The sequence below is a fragment of the Pseudomonas urmiensis genome (genome assembly GCF_014268815.2).
Lineage (GTDB): Bacteria > Pseudomonadota > Gammaproteobacteria > Pseudomonadales > Pseudomonadaceae > Aquipseudomonas > Aquipseudomonas urmiensis.
Genome location: NZ_JABWRE020000001.1, coordinates 1747911 through 1768859 on the forward strand (window position 1 = coordinate 1747911; position 20949 = coordinate 1768859).

19 protein-coding genes are annotated in these 20949 nt (G+C 64.0%); 10 read left to right on the forward strand and 9 right to left on the reverse strand.

The features are described 5' to 3' along the window. Positions 1-42: 42 nt before the first annotated feature. The 3 genes from HU737_RS07760 to HU737_RS07770 all read right to left on the reverse strand — a co-directional run bounded on the left by HU737_RS07760 (position 43) and on the right by HU737_RS07770 (position 2917). Entirely contained in the window at positions 43-1248 is a 1206-nt protein-coding gene (locus HU737_RS07760) for an MFS transporter (RefSeq protein ID WP_186553464.1), read from the reverse strand. A gap of 86 nt (positions 1249-1334) precedes the next feature. Beyond that, the gene (locus HU737_RS07765; protein ID WP_186553463.1) at positions 1335-1868 is read right to left on the reverse strand and encodes a cytochrome b; all 534 of its coding nucleotides are present in this window, start codon (positions 1866-1868) and stop codon (positions 1335-1337) included. Beyond that, positions 1865-2917 carry a catalase family peroxidase gene (locus tag HU737_RS07770; RefSeq protein WP_186553462.1) on the reverse strand — a complete coding sequence of 351 codons (1053 nt, stop codon included), beginning with the start codon at positions 2915-2917 and terminating at the stop codon, positions 1865-1867. The genes HU737_RS07765 and HU737_RS07770 overlap by 4 nt, the downstream gene beginning before the upstream one ends. Before the next feature lie 125 nt (positions 2918-3042). On the opposite strand from HU737_RS07770, the gene HU737_RS07775 reads away from it, so the two are divergent. Together HU737_RS07775 and HU737_RS07780 are read left to right on the forward strand one after the other, a co-directional pair. Then, the gene (locus HU737_RS07775) at positions 3043-3564 is read left to right on the forward strand and encodes a sigma-70 family RNA polymerase sigma factor (RefSeq protein ID WP_186553461.1); all 522 of its coding nucleotides are present in this window, start codon (positions 3043-3045) and stop codon (positions 3562-3564) included. After that, positions 3561-4313 carry an anti-sigma factor family protein gene (locus HU737_RS07780; RefSeq protein ID WP_186553460.1) on the forward strand — a complete coding sequence of 251 codons (753 nt, stop codon included), beginning with the start codon at positions 3561-3563 and terminating at the stop codon, positions 4311-4313. The genes HU737_RS07775 and HU737_RS07780 overlap by 4 nt, the downstream gene beginning before the upstream one ends. A gap of 1 nt (position 4314) precedes the next feature. Here HU737_RS07780 and HU737_RS07785 read toward each other — a convergent pair whose 3' ends face one another. Then, positions 4315-5043 (reverse strand): DUF899 domain-containing protein, encoded by a 729-nt coding sequence (locus tag HU737_RS07785; RefSeq protein ID WP_186553459.1) that lies wholly within the window; start codon positions 5041-5043, stop codon positions 4315-4317. 220 nt (positions 5044-5263) lie between these two features. Then, positions 5264-5923, reverse strand: coding sequence for an HAD family hydrolase (locus HU737_RS07790; RefSeq protein ID WP_186553458.1), 660 nt, complete (start codon positions 5921-5923; stop codon positions 5264-5266). Positions 5924-6025: 102 nt separating this feature from the next. Between HU737_RS07790 and lexA the strand changes: the two genes are divergently transcribed. Genes lexA through HU737_RS07810 form a run of 4 tightly spaced genes read left to right on the forward strand, consistent with a single transcriptional unit; the run spans position 6026 to position 11756 of the window. Continuing rightward, positions 6026-6634, forward strand: a complete 609-nt coding sequence (lexA, locus tag HU737_RS07795) for a transcriptional repressor LexA (protein WP_455567061.1) — start codon at positions 6026-6028, stop codon at positions 6632-6634. After that, positions 6634-7251, forward strand: coding sequence for a translesion DNA synthesis-associated protein ImuA (imuA, locus tag HU737_RS07800; protein ID WP_186553456.1), 618 nt, complete (start codon positions 6634-6636; stop codon positions 7249-7251). Before lexA ends, imuA begins: the two co-directional genes overlap by 1 nt. Positions 7252-7260: 9 nt before the next feature. Then, positions 7261-8679 (forward strand): Y-family DNA polymerase, encoded by a 1419-nt coding sequence (locus tag HU737_RS07805; protein ID WP_186553455.1) that lies wholly within the window; start codon positions 7261-7263, stop codon positions 8677-8679. Further along, positions 8676-11756, forward strand: a complete 3081-nt coding sequence (locus HU737_RS07810) for an error-prone DNA polymerase (protein ID WP_186553454.1) — start codon at positions 8676-8678, stop codon at positions 11754-11756. Before HU737_RS07805 ends, HU737_RS07810 begins: the two co-directional genes overlap by 4 nt. Positions 11757-11849: 93 nt before the next feature. Here HU737_RS07810 and HU737_RS07815 read toward each other — a convergent pair whose 3' ends face one another. Further along, positions 11850-12671, reverse strand: a complete 822-nt coding sequence (locus HU737_RS07815; protein ID WP_186553453.1) for an aldo/keto reductase — start codon at positions 12669-12671, stop codon at positions 11850-11852. Then, positions 12659-13564 carry a LysR family transcriptional regulator gene (locus tag HU737_RS07820; RefSeq protein WP_186553452.1) on the reverse strand — a complete coding sequence of 302 codons (906 nt, stop codon included), beginning with the start codon at positions 13562-13564 and terminating at the stop codon, positions 12659-12661. Before HU737_RS07820 ends, HU737_RS07815 begins: the two co-directional genes overlap by 13 nt. Before the next feature lie 118 nt (positions 13565-13682). On the opposite strand from HU737_RS07820, the gene HU737_RS07825 reads away from it, so the two are divergent. The 4 genes from HU737_RS07825 (at position 13683) to HU737_RS07840 (ending at position 19057) form a co-directional block, all read left to right on the forward strand. Beyond that, a complete protein-coding gene (locus HU737_RS07825) occupies positions 13683-14381 on the forward strand; it encodes a CoA transferase subunit A (protein WP_186553451.1) in 699 nt (232 codons plus the stop codon). Between the two features lie 34 nt (positions 14382-14415). Beyond that, positions 14416-15072, forward strand: coding sequence for a CoA transferase subunit B (locus HU737_RS07830; RefSeq protein WP_186553450.1), 657 nt, complete (start codon positions 14416-14418; stop codon positions 15070-15072). Between the two features lie 151 nt (positions 15073-15223). Next, complete coding sequence (locus tag HU737_RS07835) at positions 15224-16642, forward strand: short-chain fatty acid transporter (protein WP_186553449.1); 1419 nt, start codon at positions 15224-15226, stop codon at positions 16640-16642. A 189-nt stretch (positions 16643-16831) separates the two neighbouring features. Next, entirely contained in the window at positions 16832-19057 is a 2226-nt protein-coding gene (locus HU737_RS07840) for a TonB-dependent siderophore receptor (protein ID WP_186553448.1), read from the forward strand. A 35-nt stretch (positions 19058-19092) separates the two neighbouring features. Here HU737_RS07840 and HU737_RS07845 read toward each other — a convergent pair whose 3' ends face one another. Then, on the reverse strand, positions 19093-19986 hold the full coding sequence (locus tag HU737_RS07845; protein ID WP_186553447.1) for a dihydrodipicolinate synthase family protein: 894 nt from the start codon (positions 19984-19986) through the stop codon (positions 19093-19095). 33 nt (positions 19987-20019) lie between these two features. After that, entirely contained in the window at positions 20020-20802 is a 783-nt protein-coding gene (locus HU737_RS07850; protein WP_186553446.1) for an aldolase, read from the reverse strand. Positions 20803-20949: the final 147 nt, after the last annotated feature.

Genomic DNA, 20949 nt, shown 5'->3' on the forward strand with positions numbered 1-20949 from the left:
GACGCATTAAAACACACTCTTGGCGGTCACGCGCAGTGCTTGTCAGCGGCGCGGCTCAGCGGGCATTGGCCACAGCCCGACCAGCAGCAACAACACCGCCACGGCGACGAACGGCAGGCGTGGATCAAGGGCGTAGACCAGGGTTCCGGCCAGCGGCCCGATCACCGCGCCCATGCCTTGGGCGGCGCCAATGGAGCCGGCAGTGGCGCCTTGTTCAGAGGCGTGCATGGCATTGGCGGCCAACGCCGAGAACGCCGGGAAGACAAAGCCCATGCCGGCGGCGGCGATGAAGAACGAGACCCACAGCCACTCGGCACTGCCCGCCAGCGCCGCGGTCGCGAAGCCCAGGGCTGAGATGCTGGCGCCCACTCGGATCATCTTCAGCGGCGGCCACTCCAGCCGGCGCAGGAGGATCTGCGACAGCATCAGCGCCACGCCGACCGTGGTCAGGGCGATGCCAGCGGCCTGGGCGGCTTCGGTCGAGCCCAGTTGCAGGCGGTCGAGGGCAAAAAAGCCGACGGTGATCTGCGACACCGTCACGCTGAGCATGGCGCTGAACGCCACCAACAGTGGCCGGCGCAGGCGTGGGTCGGCCAGGCGCACCGGATTTGGCGCATGGACCTGCGCCAACGGCTGGGGCTTGAGCTTGAACAGCAGCACCACGAACGCCGTCGCTGGTAGCAGCGACATGATCCAGAACGGCATGCTCAGGCTGTGCCGGGCCAGCAGGGCCGCCACGGCAGGGCCGAGCACCAGGCCGACGGCATTGGCCGCGCCCAGCGCAGCCATGGAGCGGGCGCGCTGCTGCGGTTCGACGTGGTCGGCAACCAGGGCGTTAGCCGCCACCGGTAAGGCCGCGTAGAAGGCGCCGATCATGCCGCGCGCCAGCATCAGGCCGAGAAACGCCAGTGACGCCCCCGGCAGCCAGCGCAGGGCGCCGTCGATGAACAGGCACAGCAGCCAATAGGCCAGGGTAAAACCAGCACTGCCCAGCAGCAGCACCCGGCGCCGGCCATAACGGTCGGCGGCGCGCCCCCAGGGCCGGGCGAGCATCACCCAGACCACCCCGGCCACGGTCACCGCGGCGCCGGCTTGCCAGGTGGCCAGGCCGAGCAAGCGGGCGATCGGGCCGATCAGGGCGACGAAGGCCATCATCGACATGGTGCAGGCCATGTTGACCAGCAACAGTGGGCGCAAATCCAGGGTGCTGGCGGGTTTCAGAGAAGCAGGATCCTTTGCGGCATTCATGGGCAGTCCAGGGCGATACGACGAAATGAGCGTCGATGTTAGTAATAATTATTTACATCTGTCGACCCTGGCCGCTCACTCAGCGCTCATTCGCTGCGACGTACAGGTCCTGGCCACATGCTACGCAACACGCCATCGCGGCGCACCAGGGCATGCACCCACGCCGCGCCCAAATGCAGCACGACGGTGGCGAACAACAGATAGCCGGCCCAGCCGTGCGCAGTGCGCAAGATCGCGTACAGCTGCAGGTCATGCGGGGCAATCGCTGGCAATTGCAACGGGCGTGGATAGCCGCCGGCCGAGAGCATCGCCCAGCCCAGCAGCGGCATCGCCAGCATCAGTGCATACAGCAGCAGATGCGAAGCGCCGGCTGCCAGGCGCTGGAATGGCGGTATATCGCTGGGCAGTGGTGGGTGCGGCAGGGTCAGGCGCAGGGCAATGCGCAGTAGCACCAAGGCCAGCAAGGCCAGGCCCGTGGCTTTGTGCAACTCGACCATGACCGGGTGGCGCAAGGACAGGTCGCCGACCATGCTCACGCCGATCAACAGCATGGCCACGATCAGTACGGCCATCAGCCAATGCAGCAGGCGGGCTAGGGGGTGGAAGGTGGTCGGTTTCATGGGCGGGCTCCGGTGTCGAGCGATTCGCGGCTGCGCCGATTGAAGGATTCTGAATACGCGGCAGAGCGAGCGGCCAGGATCGGATCGGCGGAAGGCTCGATGCCATGGGGCAGGATCAGCGGATCGAAGTTCAGGTCGCGGCAGGCACCTTGTTCGGGGGCATCGACGGTTTCGATGACCAGGGTGCCGGCATCAATGCTGCGCCGTTCGGCAGGCCAAGGCCGGGCAGGGTCGTCCACCGCATCGCCAGGCTCGGCCAGCACCAGGCGCAAGGTCCAGCGCAGCGGGCCTTGCTTCAGGCGCTGGGCAAGGTCGTGCTGCAGGTAGCGGTTGTCCTCGACCTGGGCGGGCAGGGCGGCGAACGGCGTCTGCGCCTCGACCTGCCAGCGCACCGGCTGGGATGTGCCGTTCGCGTCGATCAGGCGAAAGGCATTGATGCTGTGATAGTTCGTGCTGGCGAAACTGTCGCTGGGCTTGTATCCAGCCGCCCACTGGCGAAACGCCGTGCTCTCGGGATGTGCGGCGAAGAACGCCTGCATCCGCGCAGGATCGGGCTTGCGCGTGGCAGGGTCGGGGGTCATGGCCAAGACCTGCTCATAAAAGGCTTCGGGAGTACTCACCGCCAACACTGGCGGATTGTTCATGCCGGTGCGCCACACCTGGCCATCATCGCTGGAAAACTGTAGCGCCAGACTACGCACCGGCACCCCGGTATCGGGGGTGGAGGGGTTGGCGCCGCCAATGGCAAAGCGGCCGATCACCGGCACTCGCGGCTGGGCGAATACTCGCGCGCTGGACAGGGATGCGGCCTGGCCGCTGCTCTGGAAATAGCCGCTGACGCACACGCCCTTGGCGTGGTTCTTGCGATAACCCGGATGATGTCCGGCCTGGGCTTCGAAGGTGTCGATGATGCGTTGCGGCGTTAGCGCGGGGCTACCGATCCAGCCAGCGGCATAGGCAAAGCCGGCGCTCACGGCCAGCAGGCCGGCTCCAATGCCGGCCAGGCGCCAGGCCTTGGCCGGGCCGCTCAGGGGTGTGTTCATGTGCAAGGTCCGGGTGGGTGAATGTGCCGGTACGACGTGGCAGGGGGAAATTTATTCCACCGGCCTGGGAATAGATTTCGTCGCAAAGCGTCTGCCCCTTACACTGACAGCCCATGGGCCGGGACCTCACCATGCACGATCTGGACGAACATCAGTGGCGCGAGCTGCTCCTGCGTCTGCGCCGCTTCGCCTTGTGGCTGACCCGCGAATCGGCCAGCGCTGACGACCTGGTCCAGGCTACGGTCGAGCGCGCCCTGAGCCGTGGCCGCCAGCAGCGCGAGGCCGACGCCCTGCGGCCCTGGCTGTTCACCATCCTGTACCGGCTGTTTCTCGATGGTAAACGCCGTGATCGCCTGCACGCCCGCTGGCTGGCGTGGTTCGGCCGGGCGCAGCAGGGCAGTGAGCCGCTGGGCGACAACACCGAAGACATCATCCTCGCCCAGGCCGATCTGCAGGCCTTCGGCCAATTGTCGGCCGAGCAGCGCGCCTTGCTGTTGCTGGTGAGCGTCGAGGGGCTGAGCTACAAAGAGGCCGCCGTGGCCTTGAACATTCCCATCGGTACGGTGATGTCGCGCTTGTCGCGCGCCCGCGCCGCGCTGCGTGACCTGACCGAGGGCAACCCGACGCCCCCGGCCTTGCGGAGACTCAAATGACACGCCTGATCCCCACCGAGGACGAGTTGCATGCCTACGTCGACGAGCGCCTGGAGCCTGCCCGTCGGGCGGCAGTGCAGGCGTGGCTGGCGGCCAATCCACACGAGGCTGCGCGGATCGAAGCCTGGCGCAGCGACGCCCGCCGCTTACGGGCAGCCTTGGCGGGGATGGGCGAGCTGGCACCAGGGCCGCACCTGGATCTTGCTCAGGTACGCCGGCGTGTGCGTCAGCGCCGTCAACGCCGGCTGGCCAGTGCCGCGGTGCTGCTGCTGGCGCTCGGGGTAGGTGGGCTGGGGGGCTGGCAGGCGCGCCAGGCCACGTTGGTTGCCAGTGACCTGCCGATGGCCGATGCGGTCCAGGCCCACCGCTTGTTCGTCGGCACCAGCGCCTTGGACATCCAGGCCAGCGATCCGGCCCAGTTGCAGGCGTGGCTGGGCCGGCACTTCAACCGCGTTGGCCAGTTACCTGACTTGGCAGGCTATGGCTTCCAGCCGGTGGGCGCGCGGCTTTTGAGCAACGAGCAGGGGCCTGCGGCGCTATTGGTGTTCCAGGACCGCCAGGGCCAGCGCATCAGCCTGTTCCTGCGCTCGCCCGGTGAGCGTTTTGACAAGATGCCCAGCGGCCAACGCACCGATGGCCAGCTGGAGGCGCGCTATTGGTCGCATGGCGCCTATAACTTCGCCTTGGTCAGTGCGGCGGACGATCAGCGCAGCGAGTCGCTGCGCCAGGTGTTGGGTGTGAGTTTGTGAATCAGTCATGGCAGCAGTGTGGCTTACCCGGCTGCTGCTCATAGCGATCATGGTGACGCACCCAGTCCATCGTCCCGCCTTCATTGCGCCCTAGCGGGGCCAGGTCGAGGAAGTTGTACGCCCCGACCAGGATGTCCAGCCCACGGGCGTAGGTCGAGTAGGTGTGATACAGCTGGCCATCAGCCGCCCGGTAGAACGCGCTCAGGCCAGGCAGCTCGCTCTCATCGCCCTGGTAGGGTTCATAGTTGTACTGCTCGCTGCCATCGGTGGCGACGCTGACCGCAAAGTCGCGATTGAAGCTGCTGCCGTGTGATGAGTACCAGGGGAACTGCCAGCCCATGCGCCTGCGAAACGCCTGAAACTCGGGATAGGGCGCCTGAGACACGGCGACCAGCGCGACATCGTGGTGGGCCAGGTGCAGGTTGGCACCGTCGAAGTGATCGGCAAGGAATGAACAGCCAGGGCAGCCTTCGCTCCAGCCTTCGACGAACATGAAATGGTACAGCAGCAACTGGCTGCGCCCGCCGAACAGCGCGGCCAGATCGACTTCGCCCTCGGGGCCATGGAAGCGATAGTCGTGTTCGAGCTTGACCCAGGGCAGGGCTTGGCGGGCGGCACTGAGTTCATCGCGTTGGTGAGTGAAGGCCTTCTCATGCAGCCACAGTTGGCGGCGCGCGGCGAGCCATTGGCTGCGCGAGACCACCTCGTGCTTGGGATCTGAGTTGCTCATGGCGTGGGCTCCAGGCTGTGGGGTTCAGCACTGGTCGAGCGGCGAACGGGGGATTCGACAGGTTGGGCTTGGTTAAGCGACGGACGGGTATTGGAGTGGCGGCGCCCGAAAACGCCGTCGAGATCGAGCGCCGCCGCCCCCCCCACATGGGCCTATATGATTTGGCTGAGTAGCCCTGGCGCAGGGTGACAAATTGCAATCACGATTGTGAGTTAAATGTTCAAGGATGCATGGATTCAATCAACGCCCAAAGCCGCGGATCATTGAAATCCTCGATCACCAATTGCGCCCCAGCAGCCAGCAAGCGCTCTTGGGTCTGCGTGGTGGCAATGCCCACGGTAAAGATCCCGGCGCCGCTGGCAGCCTGTACGCCGGGCAGGGAATCTTCGAACGCCAACGCTTGGCTGGCACTGGTATTGAGCTGCTGCAGGCCAGTGAGGTAGGGCAGCGGATCAGGCTTGGGACGGGCCAGCTCCTCGGCCACCAGCACATGCTCGAAGCGCTCGCCCAAACCCATGGCATTGAGCATGTGCTCAGCGTTCAGGCGTGGCGCATTGGTCACCACGCACATGCCGATGTGCTGCGCCTGGGCATGTGCGAGCAGGCGCAACAGGCCTGGCAGCGGTTGCAACTGCGGCGACATCTCGCGGAACAAGGCTTCCTTGCGGTCGGCCAGTGCCTGGCACTGCTGGCTCGTGGCCTGTGGAAACAACTCCTTGAACAGCGCGCCATTGGCCCGCCCACTGACCTGGTCATCGAACTGGGCCTGGCTCAGCTGGCGCCCGTCGTACTCGTGCAACAGCTGGCGGAAGGCTTGCAGGTGCAAGGTGTCGGTATCGGTGAGGGTGCCATCGAGGTCGAACAGCAGGGCATTGAGCATGGGGCTTCCAAGGGCTTAAACGTTTAATCCTGAGCATCATAGCCAAAGCCGACGACGAAGGGGGCTGTTCAGTGTTCTCCAAAAAGAGTACAAATGTGTTCCATGGACACTATGACCCCCAAACGCCGCGCCATCCTGGCCTTCATCCGTGAGCGCATCACCGATCATGGCCAACCGCCGAGCCTGGCCGATATCGCCGAGCGCTTCGGTTTTGCCTCGCGCAGCGTGGCGCGCAAGCACATCACCGCCCTGTGCCAGGCTGGATACATCGACGTCACGCCCAACCAGGCGCGTGGCATTCGCCTGGCCGAGCCGTTGCGCCGCCCGGAAATTCTCGAACTGCCCGTGCTCGGGCAAGTGGCCGCCGGTGCGCCGATCGGCCCTGACCTGGACATCCACGAACAGCTGCTGCTCGACCCCAGCCTGTTTCGTCGCACCCCCGATTACCTGCTCAAGGTGCGCGGGGAGTCGATGATCGATGACGGCATCTTCGATGGCGACCTGGTCGGCATCCGCCAACAAGGCGAGGCCCGCGATGGGCAGATCGTCGTCGCCCGGCTGGACGGCGAGGTGACCATCAAGCGCCTGCAACGTACGCCCGGCGGCTATCGGTTGCTGCCGCGTAACCCGGCGTACGCTCCGATCGAGGTAGGGCCTGAGCGTGAGTTGGTTATCGAAGGTGTGTTCTGCGGCCTGTTGAGGCGTGACTGATGGGCGCGGTAGTCGATCTGGACGGCTTGCTCGATCAGCGGCGGATTTGGCGTGGTCGGCAAACCCAGGCACGCCCGCTCGGCCTGCAACCGACCGGGCATATGAGCCTGGACCAGCGGCTGCCGGAAGGCGGTTGGCCCGCTTCGGCGCTGAGTGAGTTGCTGCTGGCCAGCCCCGGTTGTGGTGAGCTGCAGTTGCTTTGGCCAAGCCTGGCGCGGTTGACTGCTGAAGGTGGCCGGGTGGTGCTGGTAGCGCCGCCGTTCATACCCTACGCACCTGCCTGGCAAGCGGCGGGGGTGGATTTGCGCTGGTTGGTGCAGATCGAGGCCGAGCCCGCAGACGCGTTGTGGGCTGCCGAGCAATGTTTGCGCTCCGGCAGTTGCGCAGCGGTGCTGTGCTGGCCCGAGCGTGCTGATGACCGGGCCTTGCGCCGTTTGCAGGTGGCCGCCGAAACCGGCCAGGCGCTGGCCTTTGCCTGCCGACCGCAGCAGGCTGCGCACAACCCTTCACCTGCGGCGCTGCGCCTGGCGATCGATACCCGTCCGGCCCAATGGCGGGTGCTCAAGTGCCGGGGTGGCATGCCGCCTGCTGCGCCCATCGCCAGCTCAGCTCACTGAGGGTGAAGTATGCTTTGGGCCTGCATTGTCTTTCCTCAGCTGGCGCTGGATACGGTATTGCGCGAGCGTGATGAGCCCGACTGCGCCTTGGTCTTGATGGGTGGCCCGAGCCAGCGCCGGGTGCTGCAATCGGTCAACTGCGCAGCAGCGAAGCTGGGCCTGCGCGCCGGGCAGACGCTGACCGCCGCACGGGCACTGGCCGATGGCTTTACTTGCGTTGAGGTCGATCCTGCGCGGGTTGATCAGGTCCAGCAACTGTTGGCCGCCTGGGCCTATCGCTTCAGTGCCCAGGTGAGTTTGCACTATCCACGCGCCTTGCTCCTGGAAGTGGGTTCGAGCTTGCAATTGTTCGGGCCGTGGCCGCTGTTCGAAGCGCGCCTGCGTCAGGAGCTGGAGGCGTTGGGCCTGCGTCACCGGATTGTCGTTGCCAGCAACCCGGTGGCGGCACGGATGCTCGCCAATGCCCATGATGGCTTGGCGGTGACCTGCGCCGAGCAGACCCGCGCCGCCTTGTTGCAGCTGCCTATTGGCAAGATCGGTCTTCCCGCTGATACCGCCCAGGCCTTCGCCCGCATGGGCTTGCGCCGCCTGGGCGAGGTCTTGGCCTTGCCGCGTGAGGCGCTGGCTCGACGCTTCGCCGCTCAGGTGCAGTTGCATCTGGATCAATTGTTGGGTGTGCGCAGCGTGGGCCTGGATTTCTATCAACCACCGGATCGCTTCGAAACGCGGCTAGAGCTGAATTTCGACGTCGAATCCCATCAGGCCTTATTGTTCCCCTTGCGGCGGATGATCGGCGACCTGGCTGCGTTTCTGGCCGGCCGCGACTGCGGCGTGCAGCGTTTCGAGCTGCACCTGGAGCACGTCGAAGGGCCAGACACGCGGCTCATGGTTGGCCTGCTATCGGCCGAACGCGATGCAGCCATGCTCTTTGAGCTGGCGCGGGGTCGGCTGGAGCCGCTGCGCATCCCGGCACCGGTGCGTAACCTGCGCCTGCTGGCCGAAGACCTGCCAGCGTTCGTGCCTCAGCATCAGGCCCTGTTCGACCCCAGGGCGCAGCAGACCCAAGCTTGGCCGCAACTGCGCGAGCGGTTGCGCGCACGTCTGGGCGACGAGGCGGTCAAGGGCCTGCGCGCCGAAGCCGATCATCGTCCTGAGTGCGCCTGGCAGTTGAACGACCTGGGAACGTGCGGGGCATTGCAAGTCACTCCAGGCAGTCGTCCGGGCTGGTTATTGGCGGCACCACAGCGGCTGCCGGAGTCTGGCGTTCAACTGTTGGGGCAGGCCGAGCGCATCGAGTCGGGTTGGTGGGATGGTGGCGATGTGCGCCGAGACTATTACCGCATCGAAACCCGCGAAGGCTTGCGCGGCTGGGCTTATCAAGACCTCGCCGCCCCCGGCCCGCTGTGGCTGCAAGGCTGGTTCGCATGACTGCGCTGGCTTACGCCGAACTGCACTGCCTGTCCAACTTCAGTTTCCAGCGCGGTGCTTCCAGCGCCGATGAACTGTTTCGACGGGCCCGTGAGCAAGGTTATCAAGCCTTGGCCATTACCGACGAATGCACCTTGGCAGGTATCGTGCGCGCCTGGCAGGCGGCCAAGGCGCATCAACTGCGCTTGATCGTCGGCAGTGAGATGCGCGTGCAGGATGGCCCCAAGCTGGTGTTGCTGGTCGAGGATCTCAGTGGCTATCAAAGCCTGTGTGCGCTGATCACCCGCGCTCGTCGGCGTGCACAGAAAGGCGAGTATCAGGTACTGGCCGATGACCTTCAGGCCCACGCCAAGGGCTTGCTCGCGCTGTGGATCCCAGACGATCCAGATGAGCCTGCAGCGGGTCAATGGCTGCAGTCGTTGTTTGCCGAGCGCCTGTGGCTAGCGGTGCACCTGCATCGGGGCAGTGATGATGCTGGCCGGCTGGCGCGCCTGCGTGCACTGGCCGCTCGGCTAGGGATTGGCGCGGTGGCCTGCGGCGATGTGCACATGCATAGCCGCGGTCGGCGCGCCCTGCAAGACTGCATGACCGCCGTGCGCCAGCATTGCAGCATGGCTGAGGCGGGCCGTTATCTGTTCGCCAATGGTGAACGCCACCTGCGTCCTTTGGCGCAATTGAGCGAGCTGTATTCGCCCGAGCTGCTCGCTGAAAGCCTGGTCATCGCCGAGCGCTGCCAGTTCGACCTGGGCCAGCTCAAGTACCAGTACCCCCGCGAGCTGGTACCAGCAGGGCAGAGCCCGGCCAGTTGGCTGCGTCACCTGTGCGAGCAAGGCGTGCCCAAGCGTTGGCCGAATGGCCCAGGCGCCAAGGTGTTCGAGGCTTTGCAGCGAGAGTTGGCGCTCATCGAGGAGCTGGGTTACGAGAGCTATTTTCTTACCGTTCACGACATCGTCGATTTTGCCCGCAAGCAGTCGATCCTTTGTCAGGGCCGCGGTTCGGCGGCCAACTCGGTCGTGTGTTTCGTGCTCGGTATCACTGAACTCGATCCGATGGAGCACCACTTGTTGTTCGAGCGTTTTCTGTCTCGCGAGCGCAACGAGCCGCCGGACATCGACGTCGACTTCGAGCACAACCGCCGCGAGGAAGTCATCCAGTACGTGTTCCGTCGTTATGGCCGGCACCGCGCCGCACTGACTGCGGTGGTCAGCACCTATCATGCTGCCGGGGCGGTGCGCGATGTGGCCCGGGTGCTGGGGCTGCCCGCCGATCAGGTCGACGCGTTGGCCAAGTGTTGTGGCCGCTGGAGTGATCGCATCCCCGATGCCGAGCGCCTGGCCGAGGCCGGCTTCGAGGCCCAAAGCCCGTCGCTGCGGCGCATTCTGGTGCTGGCCGGGGAGTTGATTGGTTTTCCCAGGCACCTGTCGCAGCACCCCGGTGGCTTCGTCATCTGCGAGCAACCGCTGGACCAGCTGGTGCCTGTGGAAAATGCCGCCATGCCTGAGCGCACTGTAATCCAGTGGGACAAGGACGATCTGGACCTGGTCGGGCTGCTCAAGGTCGATGTGCTCGCCTTGGGCATGCTCAGTGCCTTGCGTCGCTGTTTCGATCTGATCGAGCTGCATCGTGGTCGGCAGTTGAGTTTGGCCACCATTCCCAGCGAAGACCCCGCCACCTACGCCATGATCAGCCGCGCCGAGACCATGGGCGTGTTCCAGATCGAGTCGCGGGCACAGATGGCCATGCTGCCGCGTCTGAAACCAACCACGTTTTACGATCTGGTCATTGAAGTGGCCATCGTCCGCCCAGGGCCGATCCAGGGCGACATGGTCCACCCTTACCTGCGCAGACGTCTCAAGCAAGAGCCGATTACCTATCCCTCGCCAGCCTTGAAAGCGGTTTTCGAGCGCACCTTGGGCGTTCCGCTGTTTCAGGAACAGGTGATGGAGCTGGCCATGGTCGCCGCCGACTACAGCCCTGGCGAGGCCGATCAGCTACGCCGCAGCATGGCCGCCTGGAAGCGCCATGGCGGGCTGGAGCCGCACCGCGAGCGGCTGCTCAAGGGCATGCTGCGCAATGGTTACGAGCTGGCGTTCGCCGAGCGCATTTTCGAACAGATCAAAGGCTTCGGCAGTTATGGCTTCCCCGAGTCGCATGCGGCCAGTTTTGCCTTGCTCTGCTATGCCAGCAGCTGGTTGAAATGTCACGAACCGGCGATCTTCACCTGCGCCCTGGTCAACAGCTGGCCGATGGGCTTCTACAGCCCTGATCAGTTGCTGCAAGAAGCCCGTCGCCAGGGCATCGAGGTGCGTCCGGTGGATGTCTTTCACAGTGACTGGGATTGCACGCTGGAGCCGTTGGGGCAGGGCGCTTTGGCGATTCGCCTGGGGCTGCGGCAGATCCGTGGGTTTGCCGAAGTCGATGCCCGCAGGCTTGAGCAGGCCAGGGCGCAGCGGCCCTGGCGCGATGTCGAAGACTTATGCCTGCGCGCTGAGCTCGACAGCCGGGCGCGCACCCGGCTGGCCGATGCCGGGGCATTGCGAGCGCTGGCCCAGGATCGCCATCAAGCCCGCTGGCAGGTGGCTGCGGTGCAGGCGCAATTACCCTTGTTCGCAGAGGTGCAGGCCAGCCCTGAGCGCGCGGTGGCGCTGCCCGAGCCGACAGTGGGCGAGGATCTGCTGGCGGACTACGACACCCTCGGCACCACGCTTGGCCCCCATCCGTTGACTTTGCTCAGGCCACGCTTGCGGGCGTTAGGCTGCCGTAGTTCAAGTGAGCTGGCCGAGCTCGAGCATGGCGATCACATTGCCGTGGCGGGTTTGGTGGTGGGCCGCCAGCGGCCACAGACGGCCAGCGGGGTGACGTTCGTCACCCTTGAAGATGAGTCGGGGATGGTCAATGTGGTGGTCTGGCGCGAGCTGGCCGAGCGCCAACGGCGGGCGCTGGTGGGGTCGCAGTTACTCAAGGTCAGCGGCAGGCTGGAGCAGGAGAATGGCGTCAGGCACCTGATTGCGCGCAAGCTGGAGGACGTCAGCCCGCTGTTGCTGGGGCTGGATGTGCGTAGCCGGGATTTTCATTGAGGTCTTGTGCTCTATAGTACCGCCCTCATCGCGGGGTTTTGTGGGAGCGGGCTTGCCCCGCGATGAGGCCGGCACTGACAAACAACTACTCGCTCAAACCATCGCCAACCGCTGCTTGCGTGTCGGCGCTGGCAACGCCTGGTCAATCGCCCGCAGATCCTCTTCGCTCAATTTCAATGAGGCCGCCCCCGCATTGAGCTGCACATGCCGTGGGTTGACCGCCTTGGGGATGGCAATCACCCCATCGGTGCGGGTCACCCAGGCCAAGCTGACTTGCGCGGGAGTTGCCCCATGGCGCTCGGCAATTTCGGCCAAAAGCGGATGCTTGAGCAATCGCCCGGCCTGCGCCAGTGGGCAGTAGGCCATGGTCGGCAAGCCATTGGCCTGGCTCCAGGGCAGCAGGTCGAATTCGATGCCGCGCTCAGCTGGGTTGTACAGCACCTGGTTGGTGGCGCAGTCGCTGTTATCCAGTTCATGCAAATCGTCGAGATCGAAGTTGGACACCCCCCAGCGGCGAATCTTGCCTTGCTCGCGCAGACGCTCGAAGGCCTCCACGGTTTCTGCCAGCGGATACTGGCCGCGCCAGTGCAACAGGTACAGGTCGATGCAGTCGGTGCCCAAGCGCTTGAGGCTGCGCTCGCAGGCCAGCGGTAGAGCACGCTGGCTGGCGTTGTGCGGGTAGACCTTGCTGACCAGAAACACCTGCTCGCGACGGCCGAGCATGGCTTGGCCGACGACCTCCTCGGCGCCACCCTCGGCGTACATCTCTGCGGTGTCGATCAGGCTCAGCCCCAGCTCGATGCCTTGCTGCAGGGCGGCCACCTCGGCGCTGCGCCGAGCAGGATCTTCGCCCATGTACCAGGTGCCCTGGCCAATGGCCGGAACGCTTATGCCTGCAAGCTTTACTGAACGCATGTCACCTCCGGTAGATGGGTATTGCACAACACGACCTCGAGCAGCGCCTCGGCTGCGGTGGACAGCTTGTGGTCGCTTAGTGCCATGACGCCGATGCGCCGCTCAACGCTCGGCTCGACCAGGGCCACGCAGCGCGCACCGAGCTCTTGCATCTGGTTGATGCACAGCGCCGGCACCGCGCTGACCCCCAGCCCATTGGCAACCATGCGGCCGATGGTCGACAGTTGATGGCTCTCGAACGCCACTGTCAGCTTGCCGTGCCCGGCGGCAATGTTCTGCTCCAGCAGCAAGCGCACCGCCGACGGGCGTTGCAAGGCGATGAAATCTTCGGCCAGCAGTTGCTGCCAGGTGACTTGCGGCTGCCGGGCCAGCGGCGAGTCGCCAGGTACCACGGCGACGAAGCGATCCAGGTACAGCGGATGAAAGCGTAGCCCATCGAGGTTGTCCGGCTCGAAGCCAATGCCCAGTTCGACGCGCCGGTGGCGCACCAGTTCCAGCACCTGTTCGTTGATCACGTCATGGACGGTAACGTTCACCTTCGGATAGCGCTGGCGGAACACTTTCAGCGACTGTGGCAGCAGGTTGCCAGCAAAGGCTGGCATGGCCGCGACCGACACCCGGCCAAGCTGCAAGGTAAAGCGCTGGCGCAGCATTTCTTCGGTGTCGTCCCAATCGGCCAGCAGGCGCCGGGCCAGCGGCAGCAGCACCTCGCCTTCTGGGGTCAGGCTGACGCTGCGGGTGGTGCGGGTGAGCAGGGCGCCGCCGAGGTTGTCCTCCAGCGCCTTGATGGTCAAGCTCAACGCCGGTTGCGAGACGTGCAGGTGCTCGCCGGCCTGGGCGAAGCTTTGATACTTGGCCACGGTGATGAAGGCGCGTAGCTGCTTGACGTTCATGCGGGGCTCGACCTTTGTTTTGGAAAAGTTATCAATCGATGACGAAAACAAAATTAACAAATCAGTCGCCAGCGGTGAAGATGGCTGCACGCACAAACAACTACAAAGGCGGATCAGCATGGCCGGACTGGACAAGCGCGTTGCAACCTACGAACAGGCCCTCGAAGGCCTGACCGACAACATGACGGTACTGGCCGGCGGCTTCGGCCTGTGCGGCATCCCCGAGAACCTCATCGCGCAAATCAAGCGTCTGGGCGTCAAGGGCCTGACCGTGGTTTCCAACAACTGCGGCGTCGATGGCTTTGGCCTGGGCGTGCTGCTCGAAGACCGGCAGATCCGCAAGATGATCGCCTCCTACGTCGGCGAGAACGCCGAGTTCGAACGCCAGCTGCTCAGCGGCGAGCTGGAGGTCGAGCTAACCCCACAAGGTACCCTGGCCGAGAAAATGCGCGCCGGTGGTGCTGGCATCCCGGCGTTCTATACCGCCACCGGCTACGGCACCCCGGTTGCCGAAGGCAAGGAAGTGCGCGAGTTCAACGGGCGCAAGTACATTCTCGAAGAAGCCATCACCGGCGACTTCGCCATCGTCAAAGGCTGGAAGGCCGATCACTACGGCAACGTGGTGTACCGCAACACTGCGCAAAACTTCAATCCACTGGCGGCCACCGCCGGCAAGATCACCGTGGTCGAAGTCGAGGAAATCGTCGAGCCTGGCGTGCTGTTGCCCAGCGAGATCCACTCCCCAGGCATCTATGTCGATCGGGTCATCGTCGGCACCTTCGAGAAGCGCATCGAAAAGCGCACCGTCAAGGCCTGAGCGCCGTCCACAGAACAACAAAGAGATCCAGACCATGGCACTGACCCGCGAACAGATGGCTCAACGCGTTGCCCGTGAACTGAAGGACGGCTACTACGTCAACCTCGGTATCGGTATCCCGACCCTGGTGGCCAACTACGTACCCGCCGACATGGACGTGATGCTGCAATCGGAAAACGGCCTGCTCGGCATGGGCGAATTCCCCACCGAAAGCACCCTCGACGCCGACATGATCAACGCCGGCAAACAAACGGTCACCGCCCGCCGCGGTGCCTCGATCTTCGATTCGGCGCAATCGTTCGCCATGATCCGTGGCGGCCACGTCGACCTCACCGTGCTGGGCGCGTTCGAAGTGGACGTGGAGGGCAACATCGCCTCCTGGATGATCCCCGGCAAGTTGGTCAAGGGCATGGGCGGGGCGATGGACCTGGTCGCCGGTGCCGACAACATCATCGTCACCATGACCCACGCCTCCAAGGATGGCGAGTCCAAGTTGCTGTCGCGCTGCAGCCTGCCGCTAACCGGTGCTGGTTGCATTCGCAAGGTGTTGACCGACCTGGCTTACCTTGAGATCGAAAACGGCGCGTTCATCCTGCGCGAGACGGCGCCTGGGGTGAGCGTCGAGGAAATCATCGAGAAGACCGCAGGCAAGCTGATCGTGGCCGATGATGTGAAGGAAATGACCTTCTGATAGCCGCTTGAATACCGTGGGAGCGGGCTGGCCCCGCGATAGCCTTGATCGGGACAACTGGGTTGTCTGTCGGCACGCTATCGCGGGGCCAGCCCGCTTCCACGGTTTTTGCGTTTGTTACAGCCAATAAAATCAATAAAAGGAAAATCCCGTGGCCGCTGAAATCCAAGACAGCCGCTCCGCTCGCTTTGCCCTGCGTTGCTCGAACTGGGCTGAACGCTGGTTCCCTGATTCCTGGGTGTTCGCCGCCCTGGCGGTGGTGCTGGTGTGTATCGGCGCACTGGTGATGGGCGCCAAGCCGACCGACACCGCCAAGGCCTTTGGTGATGGTTTCTGGAGCCTGATCCCGTTCACCATGCAGATGGCTTTCGTGGTCATCGGCGGCTATGTGGTCGCCAGCTCGCCACCGGCGGCGCGGCTGATCGATCGCCTGGCGCGCATCCCCAAAAATGGTCGCTCGGCGGTGTGCTGGGTGGCGCTGATCTCGATGCTCGCCTCGTTGCTCAACTGGGGCTTGTCGCTGGTGTTCGGCGGTTTGCTGGTGCGCGCGTTGGCCCGTCGTACCGACCTGAAGATGGACTACCGCGCAGCCGGCGCAGCAGCCTACCTGGGCCTGGGCGCGGTGTGGGCGCTGGGCCTGTCGTCCTCGGCGGCGCAGCTGCAGGCCAACCCTGCCAGCCTGCCACCGTCGATCTTGTCCATTACCGGGGTGATCCCGTTCACCGAAACCATTTTCCTTTGGCAATCCGGCGTGCTGCTGGCGGCGCTGGTGATCGTCTCGCTGGTGGTCGCCTATGCCACCGCGCCTGGCCCAGGCAGCGCCCGCAGCGCCGAGGCGTGCGGCGTCGACCCAAGCTTTAGCGCGCCGCCACCGCCGCAGCGCACCCGTCCTGGCGAATGGCTGGAATACAGCCCGATCCTGATCCTGCTGTTGGTGGCGCTGGCCGCCGGTTGGCTGTACCAGGAGTTCGCGACCAAACCTGCGATCACCGCTATCTCCGGCCTGAACACCTACAACCTGCTGTTCATCATGCTCGGCGCCTTGCTGCACTGGCGTCCGCGCAGCTTTCTCGATGCGGTGACCCGCGCCGTGCCGACCACCACTGGGGTGCTGATCCAGTTCCCGCTGTATGGCTCGATCGCCGCCATCCTCACCCAGGTCAAGGGTGTGGATGAGCAGACCCTGGCCCACCACATCTCGACCTTCTTCGTGCAGATCGCCTCGCACGACACCTATGCCGTGCTCATGGGGGTGTACTCGGCAGTGCTGGGCTTCTTCATCCCGTCCGGTGGCGGCAAGTGGATCATCGAGGCGCCTTACGTGATGCTGGTGGCCAATGACCTGCACTATCACCTGGGCTGGGCCGTGCAGATCTACAACGCCGCCGAGGCGCTGCCGAACCTGATCAACCCGTTCTACATGCTGCCGCTGCTCGGGGTGCTGGGACTCAAGGCGCGCGACCTGATCGGCTTCTCGTTCGTCCAGCTGTTGGTGCATGTGCCATTGGTCCTGGTCTTGCTTTGGGCGCTGGGCACGACGCTGCATTATGTGCCGCCTGTGATGCCTTGATTTAACGCGCCGGCCTCCTTACAGGGGGCCGGACGCGATCGCAAGAGGGGGCGCAGAAGAAAGTCCACTCGTGTTCGAATTTTGCTGATCTGTCGATAACTATTCTCAACCGAGAATCGTTATCACTGGAATGCCGATCAACCCGGCAGCCAAGGACATTCATCAAATCGAACAAGGAGTATGGCAGCGATGTTCGCGCCCCTTAGCCGTTCCATGACCCTCACCCTGGGTCTATGTGCCACCGCCATCAGCCCGTTGTCACAGGCTGAGCAGACCGAGCCGAGGTCTGCGGACGGGGTGCTGGAGCTCGGCTCCACCGAGATTCTCGCCCAGGGCCTGGGCAGCACCACTGAGCACACCGGCTCCTACACCACCGGTAGCATGAGCGCTGCCACCCGTTTGAACCTGTCGATCAAGGAAACCCCACAGTCGGTTTCGGTGCTGACGCGCCAGCAGCTCGACGATTTCCAGCTCAGCACCCTGTCCGAAGCCATGGCCCACGTCACGGGCGTCACGGTGCAGCGCAACGACTCCGAGCGGCCGGCGTACTACGCGCGCGGCTACGCCATCAACAACTTCCAGATCGATGGGATGCTCAACACCTTCTCGGGCCTGAAGTCGGACTCGGACACCATCATCTATGACCGCATCGAGGTGGTGCGCGGGGCTACCGGCCTGACCACTGGCGCCGGGGATCCCTCCGGGACCATCGCCATGGTGCGCAAACGCCCGACCCATCAGCTGGCGGTCAAGAGCGGCGTCAGCGCTGGCAGTTTTGACAACTACTACAGCTACCTGGATGTCGGCGGGCCGCTGGGCTGGGATGGCCGCCTGCGCGGGCGGACGGTGCTGGCTTACCGGGATGCCAAGTCACATATGAACAACTACGCCACCCAGCGTGAAGTGGCGTACGGCATCCTTGAAGCGGACCTGACCGACAGCACCGTGTTGGCGGTGGGCTATGACTACCAGAACAAGCATGTCCAGGGCTCCTCCTGGGGCACGGTGCCTTACTGGAACGCCGATGGCAGCAAGGCCCATCTGCCGCGCTCGACCAACCTGGCCGCGCCTTGGTCGTCCTGGCCGCTGAAAGACCAGACGGCCTTCATCACCCTCGACCAGCAGCTGGCCAACGACTGGAAACTCAAGGCTGCCTACACCCATCGCCAGAGCGACACCGACGGCAAGGTGTACTACGGCGGCAATGGCTTTCCCGCAGCGGACCGCAGCGGCATGCGCGCCTGGTACTCGCACTTTGCCGGCGAGGAAAAAATGGACGCGCTGGACCTCAACCTGGCCGGCCCTTACCAACTGCTGGGGCGCAGCCACGACTTCATGGTCGGCTATGGCGTTTCGGAACGGCGCAACCGTTCACCGCACTTTGCCGGTAGTACTGTTCCACCCGGCTACGATGTGATCCCTTACTGGAAATACCTAGGCTCGGTGCCCAAGTTCAGCGACTACGACACCGGCCTGGACTCGTCGCGTTCGAGCACCAAGCAGAAAGCCGGTTACATCGCGACCCGGCTGAACCCGACTGACCGCCTGCATTTCGTTCTCGGTAGCCGCTATGGCAGTTGGCAGAGCGAGAGCAAGTCGTGGAAGTACGACGCCGACCTCAATGTGACCCGTTCTACTCGCAGCCAACAAACCCAGAATGATCAATGGACGCCGTACGCCGGGGTGCTGTACGACCTGAGCGAGCAGTTCACCGCGTATGTCAGCTACACCGATATCTTCAACCCGCAGACGCTCAAGGATGTCAGCGACAAGTACCTGGAGCCTATCGTTGGCAAGGTCTATGAGGTGGGCCTGAAGGGCAGTGTGTTCGATGATCGCGCCAACGTGAGCACCGCCGTGTTTCGCAGCAAGCAAGACAACGTTCCCGAACTCGACGACTCGATTCCACGCGGGCCCAATGGCGAGCAGTACTACAAGTCTGGCGGCAAGGGGGTAGTCGTCGAGGGCTTCGAGGCAGAGATTTCCGGTGAGGTGATGCCGGACTGGCAACTGACACTGGGCTACACCTACACCCACGCGGTCAATGGCGAAAAGCAACGCAAGAACACCGAGCAGCCGTTGAACCTGGTGCGCTTTTCCAGCACTTACAAGGTGCTGCCAAAGCTGACGTTGGGGGCTAGCCTGGACTGGCAGAGCGATACCTTTGGCGAGGGTTCACGGCCGGTGGGGCGCAATGCTGCGGGTGAGATCGTTACCGTCGACGACCGTATCACCCAGCAGGCATTCGCCGTGGTTGGGGTGATGGGGCGCTACCAGTTCGATGAGCATCTGTCTGCGTCGCTGAACGTCAAGAACCTTTTTGACCAGCACTACTTCAACAACGTCGGTTTCTATAACGGTGTGTACCACGGGGAGCCGCGGACCATGATGCTGAGCTTGGATTGGACCTTGTGAGTTAGATTCTGGGGCCGCAAAGCGGCCCCAAAATCTTAAAGCGCTACGCCAAGCTCATCCAACATTCCGCGCAACGTCGCCCGCCCTTGCTCATCCAAGCCAAACACCGGCCGCCGCGGCTCGCCCACTGCCAGCCCCGTCAGCGCCAAACCGGCCTTGATAGTGGCCGGCAAACCACCCTTGAGAATGAAATCGAGCACCGGCAATTGCTGGTAGAACAGCGCTTTGGCCTGCTCCAGCTCACCCGCTCGAATCGCCTGGTACAAGCCCAGGTTGAGCGCTGGTATCAGGTTGGGCGCCGCCGTGCACCAGCCTGTGGCGCCCGCCACGAACGCCTCCAGCGCCAGCGGGTTGCAGCCGTTATAAAACGGTACCTGGCCTTCGCCGCGCAGCTGCAACTGGTGCATGCGCTGAATGTCACCGGTGCTTTCCTTGACCATGGTGACGTTCTCCACCTCGCGCACGATGCGCAAGATCAACTCCACCGGCATGTCGGTGCCACTGGTGGCAGGGTTGTTGTAGAGCATGATCGGCAGGTCGACGGCAGCGCCAATCGCCCGGTAGTGCTGGAGGATTTCCGTGGCGCTGAGCTTCCAGTAGGCAGACGGCAAGACCATGACGGCATCGGCGCCATGGGCCTGGGCGAAGCGCGCGCGGCGAATGGCGCCGGCAGTGGTGAGGTCGGAGACGCTGACGATGCTCGGCAGCCGCTTGCCAATCTGCGCCAGGCTGTACTCGGCCACTTGCTGCCACTCAGTGTCACTGAGGTAGGCGCCTTCACCCGTACTGCCCAACGGGGCGATAGCGTGCACACCAGAGGCGATCAGGCGCTCGATGGACTGGCCCAGTGCCGGCAGGTCGAGTTGTTCGCCGTCGTTGCTGAACGGGGTGATGGTGTAGCCGATGATGCCGTGAAATTCTGTAGTCATGGTTGTGGGCTCCGCAGGCAAGGCATTGAAAGGTCAGTTCAGGCAATCGGCATGGATACGCAAGGTTTGGCGCGCGTAGTAGTTGAACGCAGCGGCGTGACGCTTGGGTCGGTCGATCCAATCGTGAGCTTCGCGGCCCAGCGCCGGGGCGATGGGCTTGATGGTGCCAGCCGCCATCGCCAGCAGTTGCAGGCGTGCGGCGCGTTCGATCAATTGGGCGTACACGCAGGCTTGCTCGACGCTGCTGCCGGTCGACAGTTGGCCATGGTGAGAGAGCAGGATGGCGCGTTTGTCACCCAGCGCCTGGCTGATGATCTCGCCTTCTTCGTTGCCAACCGGCACGCCTGGCCAGGCTTCAAGAAACGCGCAGTCGTCATACAGTGGGCACAGGTCCATGTGCGAGACCTGCAACGGCACTTCCAGCATCGACAATGCGGCGACGTGAGTGGGGTGGGTGTGGATGATGCAATTGACGTCTGGGCGGGCGCGGTACACCCAGCTGTGGAAGCGGTTGGCCGGGTTGGGCATGCCCTGGCCTTCGAGCACTTGCAGGTCTTCGTTGACCAGCAGCAGGTTGCTGGCGGTGATTTCGTCGAAACCCAGGCCCAACTGCTGGGTGTAGAAGGTGCCTGGCTGCGGGCCGCGGGCGCTGATCTGTCCGGCAAGGCCCGAGTCATGGCCATGCTCGAACAGAATTCGGCAGGTCAGGGCCAGCTTTTCCCGTACAGTCCACGTATTATCGGCGAGCGAGCCTTGCATCTGCGTCAGGGCCTGGCGCACCAGTTGGTCTTTGCTGTGAGTCAGGGTCGTTGCCATGGGGAAGGTCCTCGGTGGCGTGATGGTAGAGGTCACTGCTTGCCCGCCTAACTGCTTTGGTCGGTGGAAGGGCGGTCAATCAGATGACACAAATGATCTTATATGACACAAAGTGTCATGCGCAACTGCGTTTTGCCTGGGAAAGCT

Bases quoted from the DNA above. Each gene is read 5' to 3' on its own strand.
- HU737_RS07790 (WP_186553458.1), bottom strand. From the start codon at position 5,923: ATGCTCAATGCCCTGCTGTTCGACCTCGATGGCACCCTCACCGATACC.
- HU737_RS07820 (WP_186553452.1), bottom strand. From the start codon at position 13,564: ATGAACGTCAAGCAGCTACGCGCCTTCATCACCGTGGCCAAGTATCAA.
- HU737_RS07845 (WP_186553447.1), bottom strand. From the start codon at position 19,986: ATGACTACAGAATTTCACGGCATCATCGGCTACACCATCACCCCGTTC.
- HU737_RS07825 (WP_186553451.1), top strand. From the start codon at position 13,683: ATGGCCGGACTGGACAAGCGCGTTGCAACCTACGAACAGGCCCTCGAA.
- imuA (WP_186553456.1), top strand. From the start codon at position 6,634: ATGGGCGCGGTAGTCGATCTGGACGGCTTGCTCGATCAGCGGCGGATT.
- HU737_RS07830 (WP_186553450.1), top strand. From the start codon at position 14,416: ATGGCACTGACCCGCGAACAGATGGCTCAACGCGTTGCCCGTGAACTG.
- HU737_RS07765 (WP_186553463.1), bottom strand. From the start codon at position 1,868: ATGAAACCGACCACCTTCCACCCCCTAGCCCGCCTGCTGCATTGGCTG.
- HU737_RS07850 (WP_186553446.1), bottom strand. From the start codon at position 20,802: ATGGCAACGACCCTGACTCACAGCAAAGACCAACTGGTGCGCCAGGCC.
- HU737_RS07775 (WP_186553461.1), top strand. From the start codon at position 3,043: ATGCACGATCTGGACGAACATCAGTGGCGCGAGCTGCTCCTGCGTCTG.
- HU737_RS07840 (WP_186553448.1), top strand. From the start codon at position 16,832: ATGTTCGCGCCCCTTAGCCGTTCCATGACCCTCACCCTGGGTCTATGT.
- HU737_RS07815 (WP_186553453.1), bottom strand. From the start codon at position 12,671: ATGCGTTCAGTAAAGCTTGCAGGCATAAGCGTTCCGGCCATTGGCCAG.
- HU737_RS07785 (WP_186553459.1), bottom strand. From the start codon at position 5,043: ATGAGCAACTCAGATCCCAAGCACGAGGTGGTCTCGCGCAGCCAATGG.
- lexA (WP_455567061.1), top strand. From the start codon at position 6,026: ATGGACACTATGACCCCCAAACGCCGCGCCATCCTGGCCTTCATCCGT.
- HU737_RS07805 (WP_186553455.1), top strand. From the start codon at position 7,261: ATGCTTTGGGCCTGCATTGTCTTTCCTCAGCTGGCGCTGGATACGGTA.
- HU737_RS07780 (WP_186553460.1), top strand. From the start codon at position 3,561: ATGACACGCCTGATCCCCACCGAGGACGAGTTGCATGCCTACGTCGAC.
- HU737_RS07760 (WP_186553464.1), bottom strand. From the start codon at position 1,248: ATGAATGCCGCAAAGGATCCTGCTTCTCTGAAACCCGCCAGCACCCTG.
- HU737_RS07810 (WP_186553454.1), top strand. From the start codon at position 8,676: ATGACTGCGCTGGCTTACGCCGAACTGCACTGCCTGTCCAACTTCAGT.